The sequence below is a fragment of the Metabacillus sp. YM-086 genome (assembly GCF_048059995.1).
Classification (GTDB): domain Bacteria; phylum Bacillota; class Bacilli; order Bacillales; family Bacillaceae; genus Metabacillus; species Metabacillus litoralis_B.
Map to the genome: position 1 here is coordinate 33,329 of NZ_JBLUOI010000027.1, position 17,483 is coordinate 50,811.

At 34.7% G+C, this 17,483-nt stretch carries 18 protein-coding genes; 9 read left to right on the top strand and 9 right to left on the bottom strand.

Translation table 11 applies throughout. The features are described from left to right. The first annotated feature begins 274 nt into the window (after positions 1 to 274). From ACEWK1_RS13175 to ACEWK1_RS13195, 5 genes are all read left to right on the top strand, one after another. Positions 275 to 535 carry a MerR family transcriptional regulator gene (locus ACEWK1_RS13175; RefSeq protein WP_212136256.1) on the top strand — a complete coding sequence of 87 codons (261 nt, stop codon included), beginning with the start codon at positions 275 to 277 and terminating at the stop codon, positions 533 to 535. Positions 536 to 713: 178 nt separating this feature from the next. After that, a complete protein-coding gene (locus ACEWK1_RS13180; protein WP_212136254.1) occupies positions 714 to 1,127 on the top strand; it encodes a cupin domain-containing protein in 414 nt (137 codons plus the stop codon). Between the two features lie 98 nt (positions 1,128 to 1,225). After that, positions 1,226 to 2,218 carry a heme-dependent oxidative N-demethylase family protein gene (locus ACEWK1_RS13185; protein WP_212136252.1) on the top strand — a complete coding sequence of 331 codons (993 nt, stop codon included), beginning with the start codon at positions 1,226 to 1,228 and terminating at the stop codon, positions 2,216 to 2,218. 20 nt (positions 2,219 to 2,238) lie between these two features. Continuing rightward, positions 2,239 to 2,970 carry a dimethylamine monooxygenase subunit DmmA family protein gene (locus ACEWK1_RS13190; RefSeq protein ID WP_416636372.1) on the top strand — a complete coding sequence of 244 codons (732 nt, stop codon included), beginning with the start codon at positions 2,239 to 2,241 and terminating at the stop codon, positions 2,968 to 2,970. 20 nt (positions 2,971 to 2,990) lie between these two features. Continuing rightward, the gene (locus tag ACEWK1_RS13195; protein WP_212136248.1) at positions 2,991 to 3,944 is read left to right on the top strand and encodes a PDR/VanB family oxidoreductase; all 954 of its coding nucleotides are present in this window, start codon (positions 2,991 to 2,993) and stop codon (positions 3,942 to 3,944) included. Between the two features lie 454 nt (positions 3,945 to 4,398). On the opposite strand, the gene ACEWK1_RS13200 is transcribed toward ACEWK1_RS13195, so the two are convergent. The 4 genes from ACEWK1_RS13200 to ACEWK1_RS13215 all read right to left on the bottom strand — a co-directional run bounded on the left by ACEWK1_RS13200 (position 4,399) and on the right by ACEWK1_RS13215 (position 8,238). After that, positions 4,399 to 4,650, bottom strand: coding sequence for a hypothetical protein (locus tag ACEWK1_RS13200; protein WP_212136246.1), 252 nt, complete (start codon positions 4,648 to 4,650; stop codon positions 4,399 to 4,401). 17 nt (positions 4,651 to 4,667) lie between these two features. Beyond that, on the bottom strand, positions 4,668 to 5,996 hold the full coding sequence (locus ACEWK1_RS13205; protein WP_212136245.1) for an ammonium transporter: 1,329 nt from the start codon (positions 5,994 to 5,996) through the stop codon (positions 4,668 to 4,670). A 264-nt stretch (positions 5,997 to 6,260) separates the two neighbouring features. Next, the gene (locus ACEWK1_RS13210; RefSeq protein WP_212136598.1) at positions 6,261 to 7,517 is read right to left on the bottom strand and encodes an ammonium transporter; all 1,257 of its coding nucleotides are present in this window, start codon (positions 7,515 to 7,517) and stop codon (positions 6,261 to 6,263) included. Between the two features lie 145 nt (positions 7,518 to 7,662). Then, entirely contained in the window at positions 7,663 to 8,238 is a 576-nt protein-coding gene (locus tag ACEWK1_RS13215) for a hypothetical protein (protein ID WP_212136244.1), read from the bottom strand. 48 nt (positions 8,239 to 8,286) lie between these two features. Between ACEWK1_RS13215 and ACEWK1_RS13220 the strand changes: the two genes are divergently transcribed. After that, complete coding sequence (locus tag ACEWK1_RS13220; protein WP_212136243.1) at positions 8,287 to 8,433, top strand: hypothetical protein; 147 nt, start codon at positions 8,287 to 8,289, stop codon at positions 8,431 to 8,433. Here the strand turns inward: ACEWK1_RS13220 and ACEWK1_RS13225 are convergent. Next, positions 8,419 to 10,350: a primary-amine oxidase gene (locus ACEWK1_RS13225; protein ID WP_212136242.1), complete on the bottom strand. Its 1,932-nt coding sequence runs from the start codon at positions 10,348 to 10,350 to the stop codon at positions 8,419 to 8,421. The genes ACEWK1_RS13220 and ACEWK1_RS13225 overlap by 15 nt on opposite strands. Before the next feature lie 212 nt (positions 10,351 to 10,562). After that, positions 10,563 to 10,928 (bottom strand): winged helix-turn-helix transcriptional regulator, encoded by a 366-nt coding sequence (locus tag ACEWK1_RS13230; protein ID WP_212136241.1) that lies wholly within the window; start codon positions 10,926 to 10,928, stop codon positions 10,563 to 10,565. A gap of 153 nt (positions 10,929 to 11,081) precedes the next feature. Between ACEWK1_RS13230 and hxlA the strand changes: the two genes are divergently transcribed. The 3 genes from hxlA to ACEWK1_RS13245 all read left to right on the top strand — a co-directional run bounded on the left by hxlA (position 11,082) and on the right by ACEWK1_RS13245 (position 13,373). Then, positions 11,082 to 11,723 (top strand): 3-hexulose-6-phosphate synthase, encoded by a 642-nt coding sequence (hxlA, locus tag ACEWK1_RS13235; protein WP_212136240.1) that lies wholly within the window; start codon positions 11,082 to 11,084, stop codon positions 11,721 to 11,723. A gap of 17 nt (positions 11,724 to 11,740) precedes the next feature. Further along, positions 11,741 to 12,298 (top strand): 6-phospho-3-hexuloisomerase, encoded by a 558-nt coding sequence (gene hxlB / locus ACEWK1_RS13240; protein ID WP_212136239.1) that lies wholly within the window; start codon positions 11,741 to 11,743, stop codon positions 12,296 to 12,298. 322 nt (positions 12,299 to 12,620) lie between these two features. Beyond that, the gene (locus tag ACEWK1_RS13245) at positions 12,621 to 13,373 is read left to right on the top strand and encodes an IclR family transcriptional regulator (protein ID WP_212136238.1); all 753 of its coding nucleotides are present in this window, start codon (positions 12,621 to 12,623) and stop codon (positions 13,371 to 13,373) included. A 1,102-nt stretch (positions 13,374 to 14,475) separates the two neighbouring features. On the opposite strand, the gene ACEWK1_RS13250 is transcribed toward ACEWK1_RS13245, so the two are convergent. The 3 genes from ACEWK1_RS13250 to ACEWK1_RS13260 all read right to left on the bottom strand — a co-directional run bounded on the left by ACEWK1_RS13250 (position 14,476) and on the right by ACEWK1_RS13260 (position 17,407). Beyond that, a complete protein-coding gene (locus tag ACEWK1_RS13250) occupies positions 14,476 to 15,696 on the bottom strand; it encodes an acyl-CoA dehydrogenase family protein (RefSeq protein ID WP_212136237.1) in 1,221 nt (406 codons plus the stop codon). 113 nt (positions 15,697 to 15,809) lie between these two features. After that, a complete protein-coding gene (locus ACEWK1_RS13255; protein ID WP_212136236.1) occupies positions 15,810 to 16,226 on the bottom strand; it encodes a hypothetical protein in 417 nt (138 codons plus the stop codon). A 623-nt stretch (positions 16,227 to 16,849) separates the two neighbouring features. After that, positions 16,850 to 17,407 (bottom strand): FAD synthetase family protein, encoded by a 558-nt coding sequence (locus tag ACEWK1_RS13260; protein ID WP_232273616.1) that lies wholly within the window; start codon positions 17,405 to 17,407, stop codon positions 16,850 to 16,852. Between the last annotated feature and the right edge of the window lie 76 nt (positions 17,408 to 17,483).

Below are 17,483 nucleotides of genomic sequence, written 5' to 3' on the forward strand. Positions count from 1 at the left end.
TACCTAAATATGGAGTCAGTATAACTCTATTTGTGATTTTTAGTAAGTACGCATTTTTATATCATATAGTGTCAAAAACAATACCATGTAATTCACATCTTTTAAAAATAGATTGAATATGAGAGATAAATTTATTTCCCTGTCAAATTTACTAACAAGTGACTTTTAAATCCAACTTTTAAATGTAAAAATTAAACAACTCTAAAAGATATCAGCTAGAAGATGATAGAAGTTATGCTAACGAAACTCCAAACGGAATGAGGTGAAAGAATGGATGAAAACAAACGATCATTTTGAAACGAAGAAGATTATGACCATGGGTACTGTAAAAGAAATGACAGGCCTTTCAGAGCGACAAATAAGATATTATGAACAGAAAAAACTAGTATTTCCAGATAGATCCCCTTCAGGTACACGTAAATATTCTTTATTAGATATAAGATTATTAATGAACATTGCAGAACAAATAAAAAAAGGAATTCATACAGATTTGATTCGAAAGCAAATACACGGAGAAAATCTACCAATCTCTTAATGAAAAAAGGTCATTTTTTAAAAGCATGTTATATTATGTAACGCTTTTTTTGTAATTTTCCCAATATTCAAGAAAACAAACTTCTCCATAAAAACATAATGTGGCAAGATAACGTTATTCCAATAATTAAAGTGATAAGCAAAGACTTTAAGGAAAAAAATTTATAGGAGTGAATGTGATGAACGAAGGCACTTTAACAGAAATGAATGTTGATTATTTGAGCCAAAAACCGGGTGTGCAATTAATTAAAGCTGGTACTTACCAAAAGAAAGAACTTAATGAACAATTAGGAATTCCTAATTTAAAAAGCCAAATTATTGATGTTCCGATAACTGATAAAAATGATGGTTTTCAAATAGGATATTTTTCTATGCAGCCTTCAGAGGATTTTGAGTTTACTTATACTTATCTTGAAGCAAAGGTCGTTCTTAGTGGGAAAATTGTTATTCGTGATGACCAAGGAATTAAGTATGTTGCTGAAGCAGGAGATGTACTACTATTCACACCTGATACAACAGTTATTTTTGATAAAGAAAGTGATGGGCAAGCAATTTATGCAGCTCATCGTTTACCTGAACCAGCATTTATGTAAAAATTTTTTCTAACATTCTAGTAAGCATTCTACACAATGTTTTTTGTAGAATGCTTACTATTTTTAAAATCATAGATTTAAATTTTAGGAGGATTCACATGACTGAAGAAAAGTTAAACCATATTGATAGTGATACTCGTCCCTTAGCTGAGCGTTTTCCATTCCCATTTAAATCTGATTCCTACCGCTATTCCAATAACGCTGAGTCTCTTGTTCCGCCATTTGTTTTAAATATTACACCGGAATACTTTCATGAAATAAGTGAAAAGAGAAGAGTCCTAGACAATAACAAAGAGCGAGCTTTTCAATCATTCCCTCATTCAATTGATGCACAATGGGAGATCTTTGAAATGATTGTTGATGAAATGACAAAGAGATTTCCAACCTATTTCAGTATTAAAAAAATGGATGATATGTGGACATTTTATAACCACTTATTAAAGGAAGAACAATCTTTTGTTTTCGGTGATTCAACGACTTTACCTTACGAACCACTAGATTTTATCGGCCGACATGTTCAAGAAGACTTGGTTTATCTTGCGAATAAAGACGGAGATCTTTATATGGATGCTGGCCAGCTCTGCTTCCCCGCTAACTGGTCAATTGCCTTTAATCTCGGTATGGCTTTTACGGAGTTTCATTCCCCAGTTCCTCATTTCTCTGATAGTGGTTTGGCGGAGAAAGTAAGAAACTTCTTATTAAGGATGGAACCTGGCAATCCTTGGACCCGTTTAAATTGGACTCTTACAGTTGAACATATCCTTGATACATTCCCTGAAAACTATGATGAATGGGGATCGAAAAAGGAGAACATCACTTCTGAGAATATTGGGGAGCTCGTTCACCTAAGAGTTGAAGATCAACGACTATTTCGTCTACCAAAATCGAACGGAATTCTTTTTAGCATTCATACTAGTTTAATGCCAATAGAAGAACTACAAAAAAATGAAGAGTGGTTAACTCGCTTTTATCATGTTTTAACTGATTTACCTGATTACATTTCTCAATATAAAGGTTTTATTACGTATAAGGATAAAATCATACAATATTTAGAAAATATCTTACGAACAAAAGTAGGTGCCATAAAATGAATACCTTAAAGTGCAAAATAATGAAGGAATATAGAATTTTTGATTCCATTTATAGTGCTGAGGTTAAGGTTGAAGACGGTACTTTTCCTAACGATGTAGGCATCTCAATGGCTACGACTAAAGTAAACTCAATTGTCAGCTATCAAGTTATCTCAAAGAAAGACAGATTAGTTCGTCTTTTTTACCAATCGAGTAATAAATCACCTTTTATTGAATTAACATTCAATAGTGATAATCAGCTATCAATGCCTAATCCATTGAAAAAATTTCTACTATTTCTCGATGAATCTTCCCTTATCGTAAGCCTGGCACTTATTCGTTATTTATCTACTAAATCTATTAACTGCTATGTTTATTTTTTGACAGATATGAATAATGAGGATCATAAATCTCTTTATTTTCAAGATATTCTTGGGGAAAGATTCTCAAGGATATCCCCCTCACATGAAGAAATTAAGCAAATTCTCCATTCTCAAGAGATCGGAACAAGACTTTTTCTATTAGGGAAATGGTCAACAGTTGACGATATAGAAAAAATTGCAAATGATATTGGATTCACCAATGAGGAAATTGATAAACATGGTGTAGGTGAAAAAACAGACCATATATTCTGTGCAAAGTGTTATCAATTTAATCTGAAACAAGATCCCTTACAAGAAGAAGCAACATGTAGTCATTGTCAAACAAAATTAGATGTTTCCAATCATTTTTCTAAAAGACTTAACGCTTATCTAGGATATATACATGTTTAAAAAGGAAGGAGTTCAATAAGATGACCACAGCTACAATAGACGTTATAGTTGAACAGATTAGAGAGGAATCACCAAATATAAAAAGCTTTAGACTCGTACCAGCAAATGGTACTAACCTTCCACGTTTCAGTGGTGGTTCACACCTCACTACGTATTTAGAAACCGAAACCGGTGTGCTTGAACGCCATTATTCCCTTACAGCTGACCCTGATGTCAACAATTACTATGAAATTGCCATTCGCCGAAGTGAACAATCTAAAGGTGGATCTATTTATTGGCACGATAAAGTACATGAAGGAAAACAACTGTCTGTAAGCTATCCTAAAAATCACTTTCCTCTAAGCTTTCAAGCAAAGCACCATGTTTTTTTTGCTGCTGGGATTGGCATTACTCCCTTTTTAGCAATGGCAACAGAATTAAAAAAACAGGGTAAATCATTTGAACTTCACTATGCAGCACCTTCCAAGGAAAACTGTGCTTTTTATGATTTACTTTCAACAAAGTATAAGGACGTAACACATTTCTACTTTTCAAATGAAGGTCGTAAAATGACTTCTACTCTTATGGAAAATAAGCCAATCGGGACGCATGTTTATTTTTGTGGTTCAGAGGCAATGATGAGAGAATTTGCAGAGGCAGCAAAAGGTATTGGTTACCCTGAAAAAAGTATTCATTTTGAATTATTCACCCCTCCCGACTTTGGTCCTCAACATCCTTTTCAAGTAAAGTTACAGCAAAGTAACATTGTACTTGATATCCCAGAAGACCAATCTTTATTAGACACTCTTTTAAATCATGATATTCAAGCCCCGTATTCTTGTAAGATAGGTGGTTGCGGAAGCTGTCAAATTGATGTATTGGGCGGTGAAATTGATCATCGGGATTTCTTTTTAAGTGAAGCTGAAAAAAATGATGGAGAAGTAATGTTAACTTGCGTATCTAGGGGAAAAGGTTGTATCACACTAGATTTATAGTGATTGTTCAGGGTAAGTAGAAATCTTACCCTTTTTTTGTGCTTTTGTAATGGCGTATTGCAAAGATGTCTTAAAAGTACGATTGGTAAATCATGAATAATGTAGGGTTTCTTGCGGAACGGCGGATAATGTTTGGAGTATGGAGGGTAAGCGCCACTCTTTGATTCGTAATTCTCCTTCTATGGCGGGTTTCATTCCTAACAGCGGGTAATGGTCTGGCTATGGTCGGTAAATTTCACTCTTGGTTAGCAAATCTTCTTAAATGGAGGATTCAAGTTAAATTCTAGCATTATAAGCGAAGATCGAGTCACAGTTTCATACTGCCTTCATTAACTAATCTTTTCTTCACTAACCCTTATCCTTCATTCCCTCCTTCTAAATAATAAAAACCCCACTTCAATTGCTATGTCCTTAAACAATTGAAGCAGAGTTTATCCTAGTTTCTACTATTATATTAGTTGATTCCTTCGACCTTTACTGGGATCGTAAATTCTTGATCCCAACTTACTTTTAACTCCTCTTGAATTCTTGGATATAAATTCTCGGTCTCTGTGAATGAATGTCGTTCATGTCTCATCATCGTCATAATGAGAGCACCTACCATAATGACAGCTAGAACTAGTGATAGCCACATTCCAAAAGAAGCAGGACCAAAAGTGAAGTATGCACCAATATTTTCCCAACTTGTTATAGGACTTGTTTTCATAACGTTCCCTCCATTATTTATCCAATTTTATTTTTGGCTGATACTTTTAATTTTTCTCTATCTTGAGTTGAAGGTATTCCTTCTGGATAAGCAGATCCTGGTATTTCGGTTAAATCAATACCAATAATTTCAGCCTGTTTAGGAATTCTTAATACATTCAATTTTTTCATGACGAGTGAAATAACATATCCAGGTAAAAATCCTAGTGCCATAATAATGACGGCACAAGTTAATTGACCCATAAAGGAAATTGCAGGACCATTTAAATTTGGATAGCCTGAGGCAAAGATTCCAACTGCAAGAACAGACCATATTCCTATAAATCCATGGACCGCAATGGCCCCAACTGGATCATCTATTTGTTTCTTTTCAAGGTAACTACCAATTAGCGGACTAATAATCCCACCGATTATCGCAATCAAAAATGCCAAAGCAGGGTGATAAAGATCTAAACCAGCTCCTACTGAAATCATTCCTGCAAGCCCACCAGAAGCTACCCAGAAAGGATCTCCTTTTGTTATGAGGTATGAACCAATAAATCCACCAGCTAATCCCATCAAAGCATTAAAAGTAAAAGCAGATAAATTTGTAGGTGTCCCGTAAATCGTTAACCATTCTCCATTACTCACAGCAATAATACATCCACCTAAAAATCCAAAAAACCCAACAAAAATTAACATTAATCCTAATAAAGTAGAAGGAAGATTATGTGGTAAAATCCTCACCGGCTTCCCATCTTCGGTATACTTCCCTATTCTAGGTCCTAGATTTATTAAGACACCAAGAGCAAAGAAACCGGCGATTGCGTGAACGACTCCTGCTGCTGCTACATCATGATAACCTAGCTTTGTTAAGAACCACCCTTCACCATGCCAGCCCCAAGATGCTGCTAGGTTCCAAAGAACGGATCCTAAGACGATCGCTAAAATCATAAAAGCGCTAAGACGAATTCTTTCTATAATAGCACCTGAAAGTATGGATGCGGTTGTTGCTGCAAAAAGAGCAAAAGCTCCCCAAAATATCCCGCTAGCGTGGTCCGTAACATTTGGTCCCATGTTTTCACTCCATGGTAAAGCTGCCATTGCTACTTCAGTCATCCGAGGAATGAGGCCATCTGGAAATGCATTATAGATCCACCAACCGAAAAAATAAAATGTAGGTACAACGACCGCAATCGTCATAATGTTTTTCATAGCTGATGCGAGTACGTTTTTAACTCTTGATACACCAACTTCATAGGATAAAAACCCGGCGTGTATTAATAACATAAACGCTATACACCACCAATAGAATGCTTCAATTGTAGTGGCAGAAAAAATCTCAAATGTTTTAGCTAAATCGTCCATATAATCAATCCTCCTTTTTTAGGTTTAATAGCTCTTTCTATAATCCTCCTTTTCCTTCAATTATCTTGCTGATGTAATAATCTCAAAATTCAAAAAATAAACAAACCATATTTTCTCTTATTTTGGGAAAATCTTAATTTCACTGTTAGGTAATATTACAAAAATAATAAAATCAAAGCATAATCTTTTCCATTGAGCATTATTTTGTTATAAAAACTTACAAAAAAAGACCAAATCTATAAGATTTGACCCAAGTTTTTTCCATTAAGAAATTGCCTTTTTAGTAGGATCACTTTCATTTGTTGAAGAGTATGCTGGTTCTTCATGAAAGCTTAAGTCTAACCCCATTAGTTCATCTTCTTTACTCACTCTAAGTGGTGTAAAGATACTAACAACTTTTAGGATAATAAATGTACCAATTGTCGCTAAAGCTACTGCAGTAAGTACACCTATACATTGATGCAATAATTGTTCAGCATTTCCATAAAATAAACCATTGTTTCCAGCTTCATTCACTGATTTTGTTGCAAATAATCCAGTGGCTATCGCACCCCAAATCCCACCAAGTCCATGAACTCCAAATGCATCTAAAGTATCATCGTACTTAAAGCGAGCTTTTATAAAATGAATACCAAAGAAGCAAACTGGTGCTGCTACTAATCCAATAATTAAAGCTGAAATAACTGTTACAAATCCGGCTGCTGGTGTAATACCTACTAATCCAGCAATTGCTCCTGTTGCTGCCCCAACTAATGTTGGACGTTTACGTATTTTCCATTCAATTAATAACCATCCAAGTCCACCTGCTGCTGCAGCTACCTGTGTATTTGCAAAAGATAAAGCCGTTAAACCATTTGCAGCAAGAGCACTCCCTGAGTTAAATCCAAACCAACCAAACCATAATGTTGCAGCTCCAATTAAGAAAAGGACAATATTATGTGGTTGATGATCCTTCTTTAAATGTTCAAATCTAGGTCCAATCACAATAGCTGCTGTTAAAGCACTTACCCCAGACAAGATATGGACAACTGTTCCACCTGCAAAGTCTAACTCTCCCATTGTGAAGAGCCAGCCTCCTCCCCAAACCCAGTGAGCCATTGGTGCGTAAATAAACGTTACCCATAAAATAGAAAACAGAATCCAAGCTGGGAACGAAATTCTTCCTGCAATACCACCTGAGATGATCGCAACAGTTATAGCCGCAAAAGCACATTGAAACATCGCAAATACATAATGTGGAATCGTGAGAGATCCAAATGCCGCTTCCTCACCAACATTATTAAACCCTAAATAATCCAGCCCTCCAATAAAACCGCCAATATCAGTTCCAAAAGTTAAGCTATATCCCCATAAAATCCAGACTATACTAACAACTAATAGACTGACAAAGCTATGCATCATTGTTGAAACTACATTTCGGTCACTAACTAGCCCCCCATAAAAAAGAGCTAATCCAGGAACATGCATGAAAATGACAATCGCTGTTGCAATTAACATCCATGTTGTATCACCTGAATCTATGACTACTTCTGGTTCAGCAGCAAACACATTTACTGGAATAAATAGGACTAAAAGAACTGACAACATCATGAACATTTGTTTTGTTTTTAATAAGTATTTCATGTACCTAACCTCCTTAATATTATTAATTAGAGATATTTAGTTATTAGTGATGCATATGATCATGGTCCAATTCATCATTTTGAATCTGTTCTGTTTTTTGATCCATAAAGTTAAATATCCCTACAATTAAAATTGGAATTATAATAGATAAAGCAAAAGAAAAGGATGGAATAGACTTTTTATGTTGCTCTTTCATTTTGTCAGATTCTTCTTTTTTAATAACCCTTAACATATACGCCATACTTACAATGTAAATGGAATCAATGAAAAATAACATCAAATGAAAATCCCGACTTGGAAGCATCTCTCCTAACATAGCTCCCATCATTCCACCCATTAAACTTGAACAAAGAGCTTCTGTAGAGGCCATATTCCCAAATGGTTTACCAATAAGTAAAGCAAATATAAAACTTATAATTATGGCTAATATAGTAGATTTTGCGAAATTCCCTTGTAATAGAATTCCTATTAATAAACCTATGAGAATACTGCTAGTCATTCCAAGAGTCATGCTAATCATTTTAGATGTCATCTTTGAAATGTATTGTTTTTTAGGATAAACGACAAGAATATAAAAAGTAATGTATGAAACTAGTAGGGCAGCACTTATTAAAATCATCTTTACACCACCTATTTATTTACTGAACATAGAGGAGGTTTCTCCCCTATGTTCTTATTTATCATTAAGGCTGCTTTCGCATACTTTGTTGTTTTTAATGCAGAAAAAACTGGTTCGTCTGCGCTCCACTTAGGTTATAAAAATAGTTTAGAAGCAACACCCTTAAGAAAACAGTCTATACTAATGACAACTTGAACCTTTCTTCGGAGCTGGACGTGGTATATCAATCGCTGGGTTACGATCAAAGAAACCATTTGGCTTTAATTGGAAGCTTTGATAAGCTGTTGGCATTACCGGCCAATCCTCTGGTCGTGTGATATGGTGGTGTCCCATTGTGTACCAAATAACAACATCGTCATTTTCGATGTTACGGTCAGCTTTTACATAATGCTCTAAACTGTCGCCACCCTTATGTTGATTTGGGTATTTACCAGATGCATACATTTGATCACGATCAAATTTCGTAACATGTAAATGATTTTTAATAAATCCTGCACGCTGGATAACCGTAGCATCATCGCTTGCAAATGGTAAACAGTTCTCACCTGTCACGAGTTTGTAACCTACTGGTTGACCCACAAAATTCTTAGAATTAGGATTTACAATTTTCCACGTTCTCTGACTTGCGATGTCAATGTTACGAACAGACTCAGTTTCCGTTTTAAATGTTCTAGATACAGGATAGAATGCATTATTATTGGGGTTGTCTGGACCTGGCTTTTCAGCAACTGTGTGTGTTTCAACTACTGAGTTTTTCGCACCATCAATCATCGGGTCAATACGGAAATTAAAGAAATGCTGATGATGTGGGGCATTTACTTGTGGAGCAACCATTGTTCCGTATTTCGGAATTTCTCCTTCATCAAGAGCTCCAACATTTAGAATACCAGTTAATTTCACTTCACATTCTATTGTTCCATCTTGATAGAATGACCAGAAGAATCCATAATCATAGTTTGCTACTGTTGCAAAGAAAGAAATAACTAGACGACGTGAACGACGAACCTCGACCTGATTTGTTCTCCAATCAGTATGTTTCCAGGCAATCCCATAATCTTCTTCATGTAAACAAACAGCATTTTTAACTGTGAATGGTTCACCTTTACTATTAGACATAACAGCATCGAAATACTTTATGTAACCTAAACAGTCACATCCAAGCTCAAGAGAATTTGCAAGTTGTCCGATCCCATATTCTCCTGCATCGAATGCATTTTGCCAGTTATGAGCCGGATTTGTATCAGAGTAAGGGACAACCATTTCTGATAAAGCTGCACGATATAAAATTGGGCGTACTTTTCCTTTGTCCTCATATCCAACAGTATGAAGGACAAGACCTTCTCTAGGAGTGAAACCAAAACGAATTTTCCATTTTTGCCACTCAATTGAATGACCATCAATTTTGAAGCTTGGTCCTTCTGGCTGCGTAATATCTAGTGGTTTTACATCATCTCGTACATTAATTTCATAACTTTCAGCTTCTTCAGGAGCATATGCACCATCTGTCGGTGGTAAAGGTTTTACACCATAATCTTCAATTCTTAAGATTTCCATTTTATTGACATCAACCACCGCAATAAGTCCTGTTAACGGATATGCATATCCATTTTTATTAGCTTCTGGTCTAACCCAAGCTAATGCACGAACTAGCCTTTTTCCTTCATCTTCTGGAATATTAAAGTAGCCAGAAGACCAAGGATCTACCATGACTAAGCTAGGATCTTTCACTCCTCTTTTTAGAAGAGCAGCTTGATAGTCTGGATCACTAATAACTAATTTTTCTACTTCATCAAATTCATCTAATATAAATCCTGGGCGAACATCTGGAATGAATGTCCATGAAATCACATCTTTTTTTGTAAGTGATACAACAGCTTCATACGTTTCACTAGTTTCAGGTTCTAATAGAATGATATGAGCTTCCCTTTCAAATTGATTTCCCTCTTTGTAATTTACGACTACTTCTTTTTCAGGCTCATGAAGGGTAACCTGAGCAAATCTAGCTTTTTCACTTAATTCCTTTTTATCTCTCAAAATTGCAACGACGTTTGTAATTTCCTCAGCTGTTAGTGGTTCAAGTGGATGTTTAATTCGATTTTCTACTGCTTGCATGATAACATCTCTCCTTTTGAATTTTCATATTTTTCAAAAAGTTAAAAAATATTTAATCTATTTTTACTTCAGAACTAGTAATCAGAGCAACAGGTATGTTAGCTAATCTAACAGTATTTTTTACATAAATTTGCAAATTTCCGCTTTTCTTCCTACTGTAAGCAAAAAAAAATACTAAGTAATAAATTTCATTACCTAGTACTCTAATATGATTATTTAAAAGCATCCTCAGTAAAAGTTGTATGCTCTAAATATTTTTTTCTATAGCTCTTTCCCCATTCATACATTGACTCAAGAATAGGCATTAATGTCTTCCCCTGAGCTGTTAGCGAGTATTCTACTTTCGGTGGTACAACTGGGTAAACTTCACGATGGACAATTAAATCTTCTTCTAGTTCTCTTAATTGAGTAACTAACATACGTTGAGTAATTCCTGGAATTAGTGATTTTAATTTGTTAAAACGAAGTGTTCCATCCTTTCCTAAATGCCACATGATTAACATTTTCCATTTCCCACCAATAACATTTAAAGTTAATTCTTTTTCGCAATTGAATATTTTCTCGTCAAAACGGCTCATTTTTTTCTTCCTCCTAAAAACACTCATATAATCAGTTAGTATACTTTTATACACTATATGATTTAAAAGTGCGTACTTTTTTTTTTGGACAATTCAAATATAATCAAAACTGTAAGAAAATTCAATCAACCAAATTTGAAGGAGGAATTAGTAATGGAATTACAATTAGCATTAGATTTAGTAAATATCGATGAAGCAAAACAAGTGGTAGGTGAAGTTCAAGAGTACATTGATATCGTTGAAATTGGTACTCCAGTCGTTATTAACGAAGGACTAAGAGCTGTAAAAGAAGTAAAAGAAGCTTTCCCATCTCTTACTGTTTTAGCAGACTTAAAAGTAATGGATGCTGGTGGCTACGAAGTTATGAAGGCCTCTGAAGCAGGTGCTGGAATTGTAACTGTTCTTGGCGCTACAGATGATGCAACAATAAAAGGTGCTGTTGAAGAAGCAAAAAAACATGGAACAAAAATATTAATTGATATGATCAATGTAAAAGATTTTGAACAACGTGCCAAAGAAATCGATGCTCTTGGAGTTGACTATATTTGTGTACATACAGGTTATGACCTTCAAGCAGAAGGAGAAAACTCATTTGAACAATTACGCACAATTAAACGTGTTGTTACAAACGCAAAAACTGCTGTAGCTGGCGGAATTAAATTAGAAACACTACCTGAAGTTATTGCGGCTCAACCTGATCTAGTAATTGTTGGCGGTGGTATAACAGGTAAAGCAGATAAAAAGGGTGTTGCAGCTGAAATGCAGAAATTAGTAAAAGAAGCTACTTTAGTATAATAAAGGGATAATTAAAAATGGAAACATCACATTATCTCTCAACAATATTAGAAGAATTAAACCATTCTGCTCAATATATTACAGATGCTGATGCTGAGGGTCTAGTTAAAGCTATTAGATCCTCAAAAAAAGTATTTGTTGCAGGTGCTGGCCGCTCAGGTTTTATGGGTAAGTCTTTTGCAATGCGAATGATGCATATGGGGATAGATTCATATGTTGTCGGAGAAACAGTTACTGCCAATATCACTGAAGATGATTTACTTATAATTGCTTCAGGATCAGGAGAGACAAAAAGCTTAGTTTCAATGGCTGAAAAAGCAAAGAGTTACGGAGCGCAACTAGCTATTGTCACAATCTCTCCTGAATCTACAATTGGAAAACTAGCAGATATAGTTGTGAAAATGCCTGGTTCACCTAAAGACCAAGAAACAAGTAACTATCAAACCCTCCAACCAATGGCATCACTATTTGAACAAACGTTATTATTGTTTTTTGATGCTATAATTTTAAGGTACATGGAATTAGAAGGGTTAAATTCTAAGTCTATGTTTAGTAGACATGCTAACTTGGAATAAGGGTACCATATGCGGAAAGGTATTTTTTAATACCTTTCCGCATAAACAGTTATTCTAACATTCCACTAACCATTTGATGTAACATAATTCTTATATACATAAAATTTTAACCAAATTACCTAGTTTTTACCTATATAATAAATATGAAACTACCCCACTGCTTCTACATCTTCTACAAACCTTTCACTTCTAGGATTATCAAACCAACTAAGTTCTTGTTAACACATTCTATAAAATATATGTAAGATCATCTTACATATCAAATTAAAAATCAAAATATTTCATTTACTATTAATCTAAAAATATATAGGAGTTGTTTATATTGTCAGGGGTTATACACAAATCAATGGTATTGCTAAGTTTGTTGAAGCCTAGTGATGAGAAATATGATTGGAGTACAACTGAGATAAGTAAAGAAATTGACATTCCTGTTCAAACTGTCCATCGATTATTAAATTGCCTATGTGAGGTAGGGTTTGTTGTCCAGAACAAAGCAACTCGAAGATTTAGTCTTGGGACAAAAATAGTCGATTTAGGACTTTCTATTAGAGAAAATAATTCCATTCGTAATAGTGCCCTTCCATATCTCATTGAATTATCAAAACAAACGAAGGAAAACGTTTATTTATCTATTGTAGAGGGGCTTGAAGGAGTTGTATTAGATTGTGTAAGTGCCACAAAACCAATCTATCATTTCCATTCCGAGATTAAGGGGATACGGCTCCCTCTTTCAATTGAAGCTCCAAATAAAGTTCTGCTTGCTCATTTAAATCTTAATACAAGAGATAAAATTATCTCTGAACTTTTAAAACAAAATCTAGTAGATGATAGAAACGCATTAGAATCTGAGTTAAGGGTTATAAAACAATATGGTTTTTCCTTAACTTTTGGAGAAAAAGATAAAGATGTAACTAGCATAGCTGCCCCTCTATTTTCATGGGATGATACAGTTGTTGCCGCTATTAGTATATCTATCTATTCAAGCGGATTATTGGATCAATTGAATACGTACATAGATGCCATACTAAAATGTTCAAAATTTGTTTCCAAAGAATTGGGATGGATCGGAACATAATAGTAAACTAAATAAGAGCATCTGCTGCCTTACTTAGTGATGGTTATGGTTTCCATAATACTTTAGTCTTTGGTAAATTTCGTGTCACAATAGTTGGTTATTCAGCTTTTAGTTCATTTATAAAACGACGTTATCTACCACCTAGTTCTATTAGAGAAGCATTAACAGCATCGCCACCTCTACCATCAAATACTAGCAAATGATAAAATCCAACTCTACAATCATGATGAAAACTTATTCAGGATTACGAATACTAACCGTTTGTCAATTCTTCCTGCTGTCACTATGCGATCCAATTATCTGTAATAATTCATCATCGACATAACCACCTTTTCAAAACTTTAAATTTTCCTATTATATCTTCTACAACAGCATATTCATAGTTTTTCTGGAAATTTTCAGAAAAACTATGAATTATTGAACATTGTTAAGAAAAGCGCAAGGCGCCCGCCTATCGGCGACAAGCATAAGGCGAATCGGAATAGAAGGCGTTCTTGGCCTTCAATTCCGATTTGACTTATGACTCGAGCCGATGGCGCCTGGAGCTAGACACCAAAACTAAGTACAAAACCTTATACTTTCTTACCTTGGAACATTACCTAGAATAGTAGGCACTTTTAAGTGGATCTATTCTAGGCTTTTTTTTGTCTATTAAAACCCCGTTATACTAGAGCTTATATATTTGAAACCTGGAATTATTTATGAGTAAAATGATTGTTAAGAACATATGGAACCAAAAAGACGACTCCGGAGGCTTCCAAAAGTCATCTAATTCGCATAATTAAGTAGTATCTTTTTTAGTTAACTGTCTATAAAATAGAGTACACTCCATAGAAATACAGGAGGCGTCTCTTTTTAAAAGGCTTTTTTCTGAAAGATTGTTGCAAAATAACCTAAATATCAAGTAGAAACAGTGGTTTTATGAAAAATGGTACTATTCAAAGAAGAAAAGATGCCACTATTCTTTATACAGTGCTGGTTTCTCCAAATGACTAAAAGCAACAAAGTTTACGAAAATAGCCTTTTTAAAAGAATGAATATACCTCCATGTTTTTCTATATTTTCTATTTTTTTATGACACTTTCATAAAGGAATCTTAATTCTACTCAAACCAAGGAACTTCAATTAATGTTCGACCTATCCATTCACGTAAAATTTCATTTGTAGGACCCATAACTGCACCTGCACGACCATCACGCAGGAATTTTTCTACTTGCCCTGTTAAATAACCTCTACCTCCAGAAACTTGCAGTGCTTGATTTGTTACTTGTATAACAATATCAGCAGCATGAGTTTTTATTTGCCAAATCGGGAAAAGATGCTCTGCAATGGATTGACCATTTTTAGATAGTTCATCCAATCCTTGAGCTGCCCGATAGACCATACTTCGTGAACTATCAATCAGAATTTGAGCCTTTGCTAGCTCATGACGTATGACTTGATAACTTGCAACTGATTTACCTGTATCTGCATGAACCTTTTTCTTCGCTCCTTCAATCGCTGCATTAAGAGCACCTTGAGCAACACCCGTCCAAACAGAAGCCGTTCCTAATAAAAATAATGGGTCAATCGTATTCTCATTATAATAATTCATACCTCCTTCACTACCAATTCGATTTTCAGCTGGAACAAAGACATTTTTAAATTTCATTGGTCCACTTGAATTCCCTCGTAGTCCCATAGCATTAAATGGAAAAAATTCCAAACCTTCCTGATCGTTAGTGACAAGTAAAAACATTAGCTTGTCTTCTAGTAAACTGTCAGGAGAATTTGTACAAACAATATACCAATCTGCTTCACCTGCACTTGTAACAAATGATTTATCGGCATTTAGCAAGTATCCATTCCCTTTTCTTGGAGCTGAACTTACAACATTCCAAAAATGACTTCCAGTTGCAGGTTCGCTGAAGGCAAGACCTCCAATTTCACCATTAACAACTCCAGGAATAAAACGTTGACGTTGTTCAGGATCTCCTGCTTCAAAAAGTGTTTGTGTTGCTGCTGTATGCATAACCCAGCACATTGCTGTTGAAGCACAATATTGAGCAAAAGTCTCTGCTAATACTGCAAACCCTGTGAATCCAGATCCTAGACCTCCTTCACTAGCTGGTACTGTAACAGCTCCAAACCCTGCTTTAGCTAACTTTTTTAAGCTCTCACGAGGATAAAGGCTTTGCTGATCAGAAATAGACGCACGAGGAAGTAACTCATTTTTTCCTATCACATGAGCCTTTTCTTGTAGTTCCTCATATCCTGATGGACAATTCCACCACTTAGGAATTTGCATAAGTCCTTCTTCTATCAAAATGTTAGTTTCTGTCAATTTTTCCTCACTCCTTAGCTAGTTAATAGTATTTAAAAAGAGAAAAATCAGGGAAGCAGAACCAAGTAATATATTGATATTGATACTCCCATCCCCTTCAAAGAATCTATCTTTTACATGAATAATGGTTCGGGCAATCGATGGGCAGTATAAATTGCATCTCCATCGCTCTCACCTTCAAATGTGACTACTGTACCGGGATTAAAAATAAAAACATCCCCTACTTCTCCCACATACTTATTTCCGTTTGTATCACTTACAATTATATTTCCTCTGACAATTACTTTTATTTCTAAGAACTTATACTCAAAATCAAAACTATCTGTCGTTTTTTGCATAGAATAAAATCCAACCGATAATGCATTTTCCCTTGAAGTAATTGGAACATCAATAATTTGACTTTTTAATGCAGGGTTCCCCAGTACCGCATTTAACTCTTTTTGTTCATAAGTGCCTGCTTTAATTAATTGTATACCTGGTTCTGTACTTAAATAATTAAAATCTGATTTTGTTAATGTTTTGTCGTTCATTCTCTTCACCCCTAAGATTAGTTATTTTAATAAAGCTTTAAAATGCACTCCTATTATCCGTAATTTCTTATGAAAGAAGTGATTAAATTCTTTATTAATTACACAACCTTATCATGACATAAAGAATGAGCAACTCCTATCCAGTTTTCTCGTATATTAGGAAAATACTAGTTTTCATGTAATATATTGTAACGCAATTGATTTTTTTCTATTCAAAATGAAAAATACCGCTAACTTATGTTACTATTTCTAACAATTTTTATTGGTATATAGAACATAAGATACAAAAGTTATTAATCTATTTTAATTAAATCTTGAATTGAAATGTTTCTTTATAGAAGTACAAACAACTTTAATTTGGAGAAATAATTACAATAAGATACAGATCGGGTTTCCGCTACTGTTCGAACGGTTTTTATTACATGTTAATACTAAACACAGGTCATCACTTTTCGTTTGTTTACCCTACAGCATGGAAAATGAATAGTTATTTATAACTAGGTTGAGGATTTTCCCATTATCTTTATATAAACAAAAAAAGAAGCTGCACAAAAAATTCAGTAAGAATTTTTTCATGTTAACTTCTTTACTATTAATTACTTATTAAAAATATTCATTCAGACTTATTTCTCTGCCAAGTTACCAGTGGTTATCCCATTCCAACCTAAAAGCTGTTCCGCCTTACCTAACATCTCTCGCATGATAAGAAAACGAATTCTGCTGGAAGATATAACTTCTCCTGAGCTACAACAAATTGGATCTAATACATTTACTGGAAAGTGTTTACGTAAAGTATTTACATCTCCCTCCCTATTTCTACCAAATTGAAAGTCTGGACCTTCCCAGATTTCCAACGGATTTAACTCTTTAAGTTCGTCAAGGAATAAATTTACCCCCCTAGATAAATAATCAGCATCAAAATTGGCTACAACAACATGATCTACTCCAAGAAGGCGTAATCTTTTTACTTTCTCTTCTATTGAGGTTAACAGCATTGCGTTTTTAAAATAAACCCGAGGTGGTGGGTCAAAGGTATAAACAACTAGCGGGACACCAAACTCTATTGCACGTTTTTTAGAATTAGATATTAGAGCCTGATGTCCTCTATGAACACCATCCAACGCTCCAATAGTCAGTACAGAAGAAGGTAATTTTAATGTTCTATCAGAATGTACTTGCACACTTTTTCACTCCTTACTTGTTCTGAATTCTTACATTACTGCCTCAATTAAAGCACCACTCAAAAGACTTTAAATT

Excerpts from the sequence above, each read along its gene's own strand:
- hxlA (WP_212136240.1), top strand. The coding sequence starts at position 11,082 with ATGGAATTACAATTAGCATTAGATTTAGTAAATATCGATGAAGCAAAA.
- ACEWK1_RS13185 (WP_212136252.1), top strand. The coding sequence starts at position 1,226 with ATGACTGAAGAAAAGTTAAACCATATTGATAGTGATACTCGTCCCTTA.
- ACEWK1_RS13255 (WP_212136236.1), bottom strand. The coding sequence starts at position 16,226 with ATGAACGACAAAACATTAACAAAATCAGATTTTAATTATTTAAGTACA.
- ACEWK1_RS13200 (WP_212136246.1), bottom strand. The coding sequence starts at position 4,650 with ATGAAAACAAGTCCTATAACAAGTTGGGAAAATATTGGTGCATACTTC.
- ACEWK1_RS13230 (WP_212136241.1), bottom strand. The coding sequence starts at position 10,928 with ATGAGCCGTTTTGACGAGAAAATATTCAATTGCGAAAAAGAATTAACT.
- ACEWK1_RS13205 (WP_212136245.1), bottom strand. The coding sequence starts at position 5,996 with ATGGACGATTTAGCTAAAACATTTGAGATTTTTTCTGCCACTACAATT.
- ACEWK1_RS13225 (WP_212136242.1), bottom strand. The coding sequence starts at position 10,350 with ATGCAAGCAGTAGAAAATCGAATTAAACATCCACTTGAACCACTAACA.
- ACEWK1_RS13195 (WP_212136248.1), top strand. The coding sequence starts at position 2,991 with ATGACCACAGCTACAATAGACGTTATAGTTGAACAGATTAGAGAGGAA.
- ACEWK1_RS13180 (WP_212136254.1), top strand. The coding sequence starts at position 714 with ATGAACGAAGGCACTTTAACAGAAATGAATGTTGATTATTTGAGCCAA.
- ACEWK1_RS13220 (WP_212136243.1), top strand. The coding sequence starts at position 8,287 with ATGTTCTTATTTATCATTAAGGCTGCTTTCGCATACTTTGTTGTTTTT.
- ACEWK1_RS13175 (WP_212136256.1), top strand. The coding sequence starts at position 275 with ATGAAAACAAACGATCATTTTGAAACGAAGAAGATTATGACCATGGGT.
- ACEWK1_RS13190 (WP_416636372.1), top strand. The coding sequence starts at position 2,239 with ATGAAGGAATATAGAATTTTTGATTCCATTTATAGTGCTGAGGTTAAG.
- hxlB (WP_212136239.1), top strand. The coding sequence starts at position 11,741 with ATGGAAACATCACATTATCTCTCAACAATATTAGAAGAATTAAACCAT.
- ACEWK1_RS13215 (WP_212136244.1), bottom strand. The coding sequence starts at position 8,238 with ATGATTTTAATAAGTGCTGCCCTACTAGTTTCATACATTACTTTTTAT.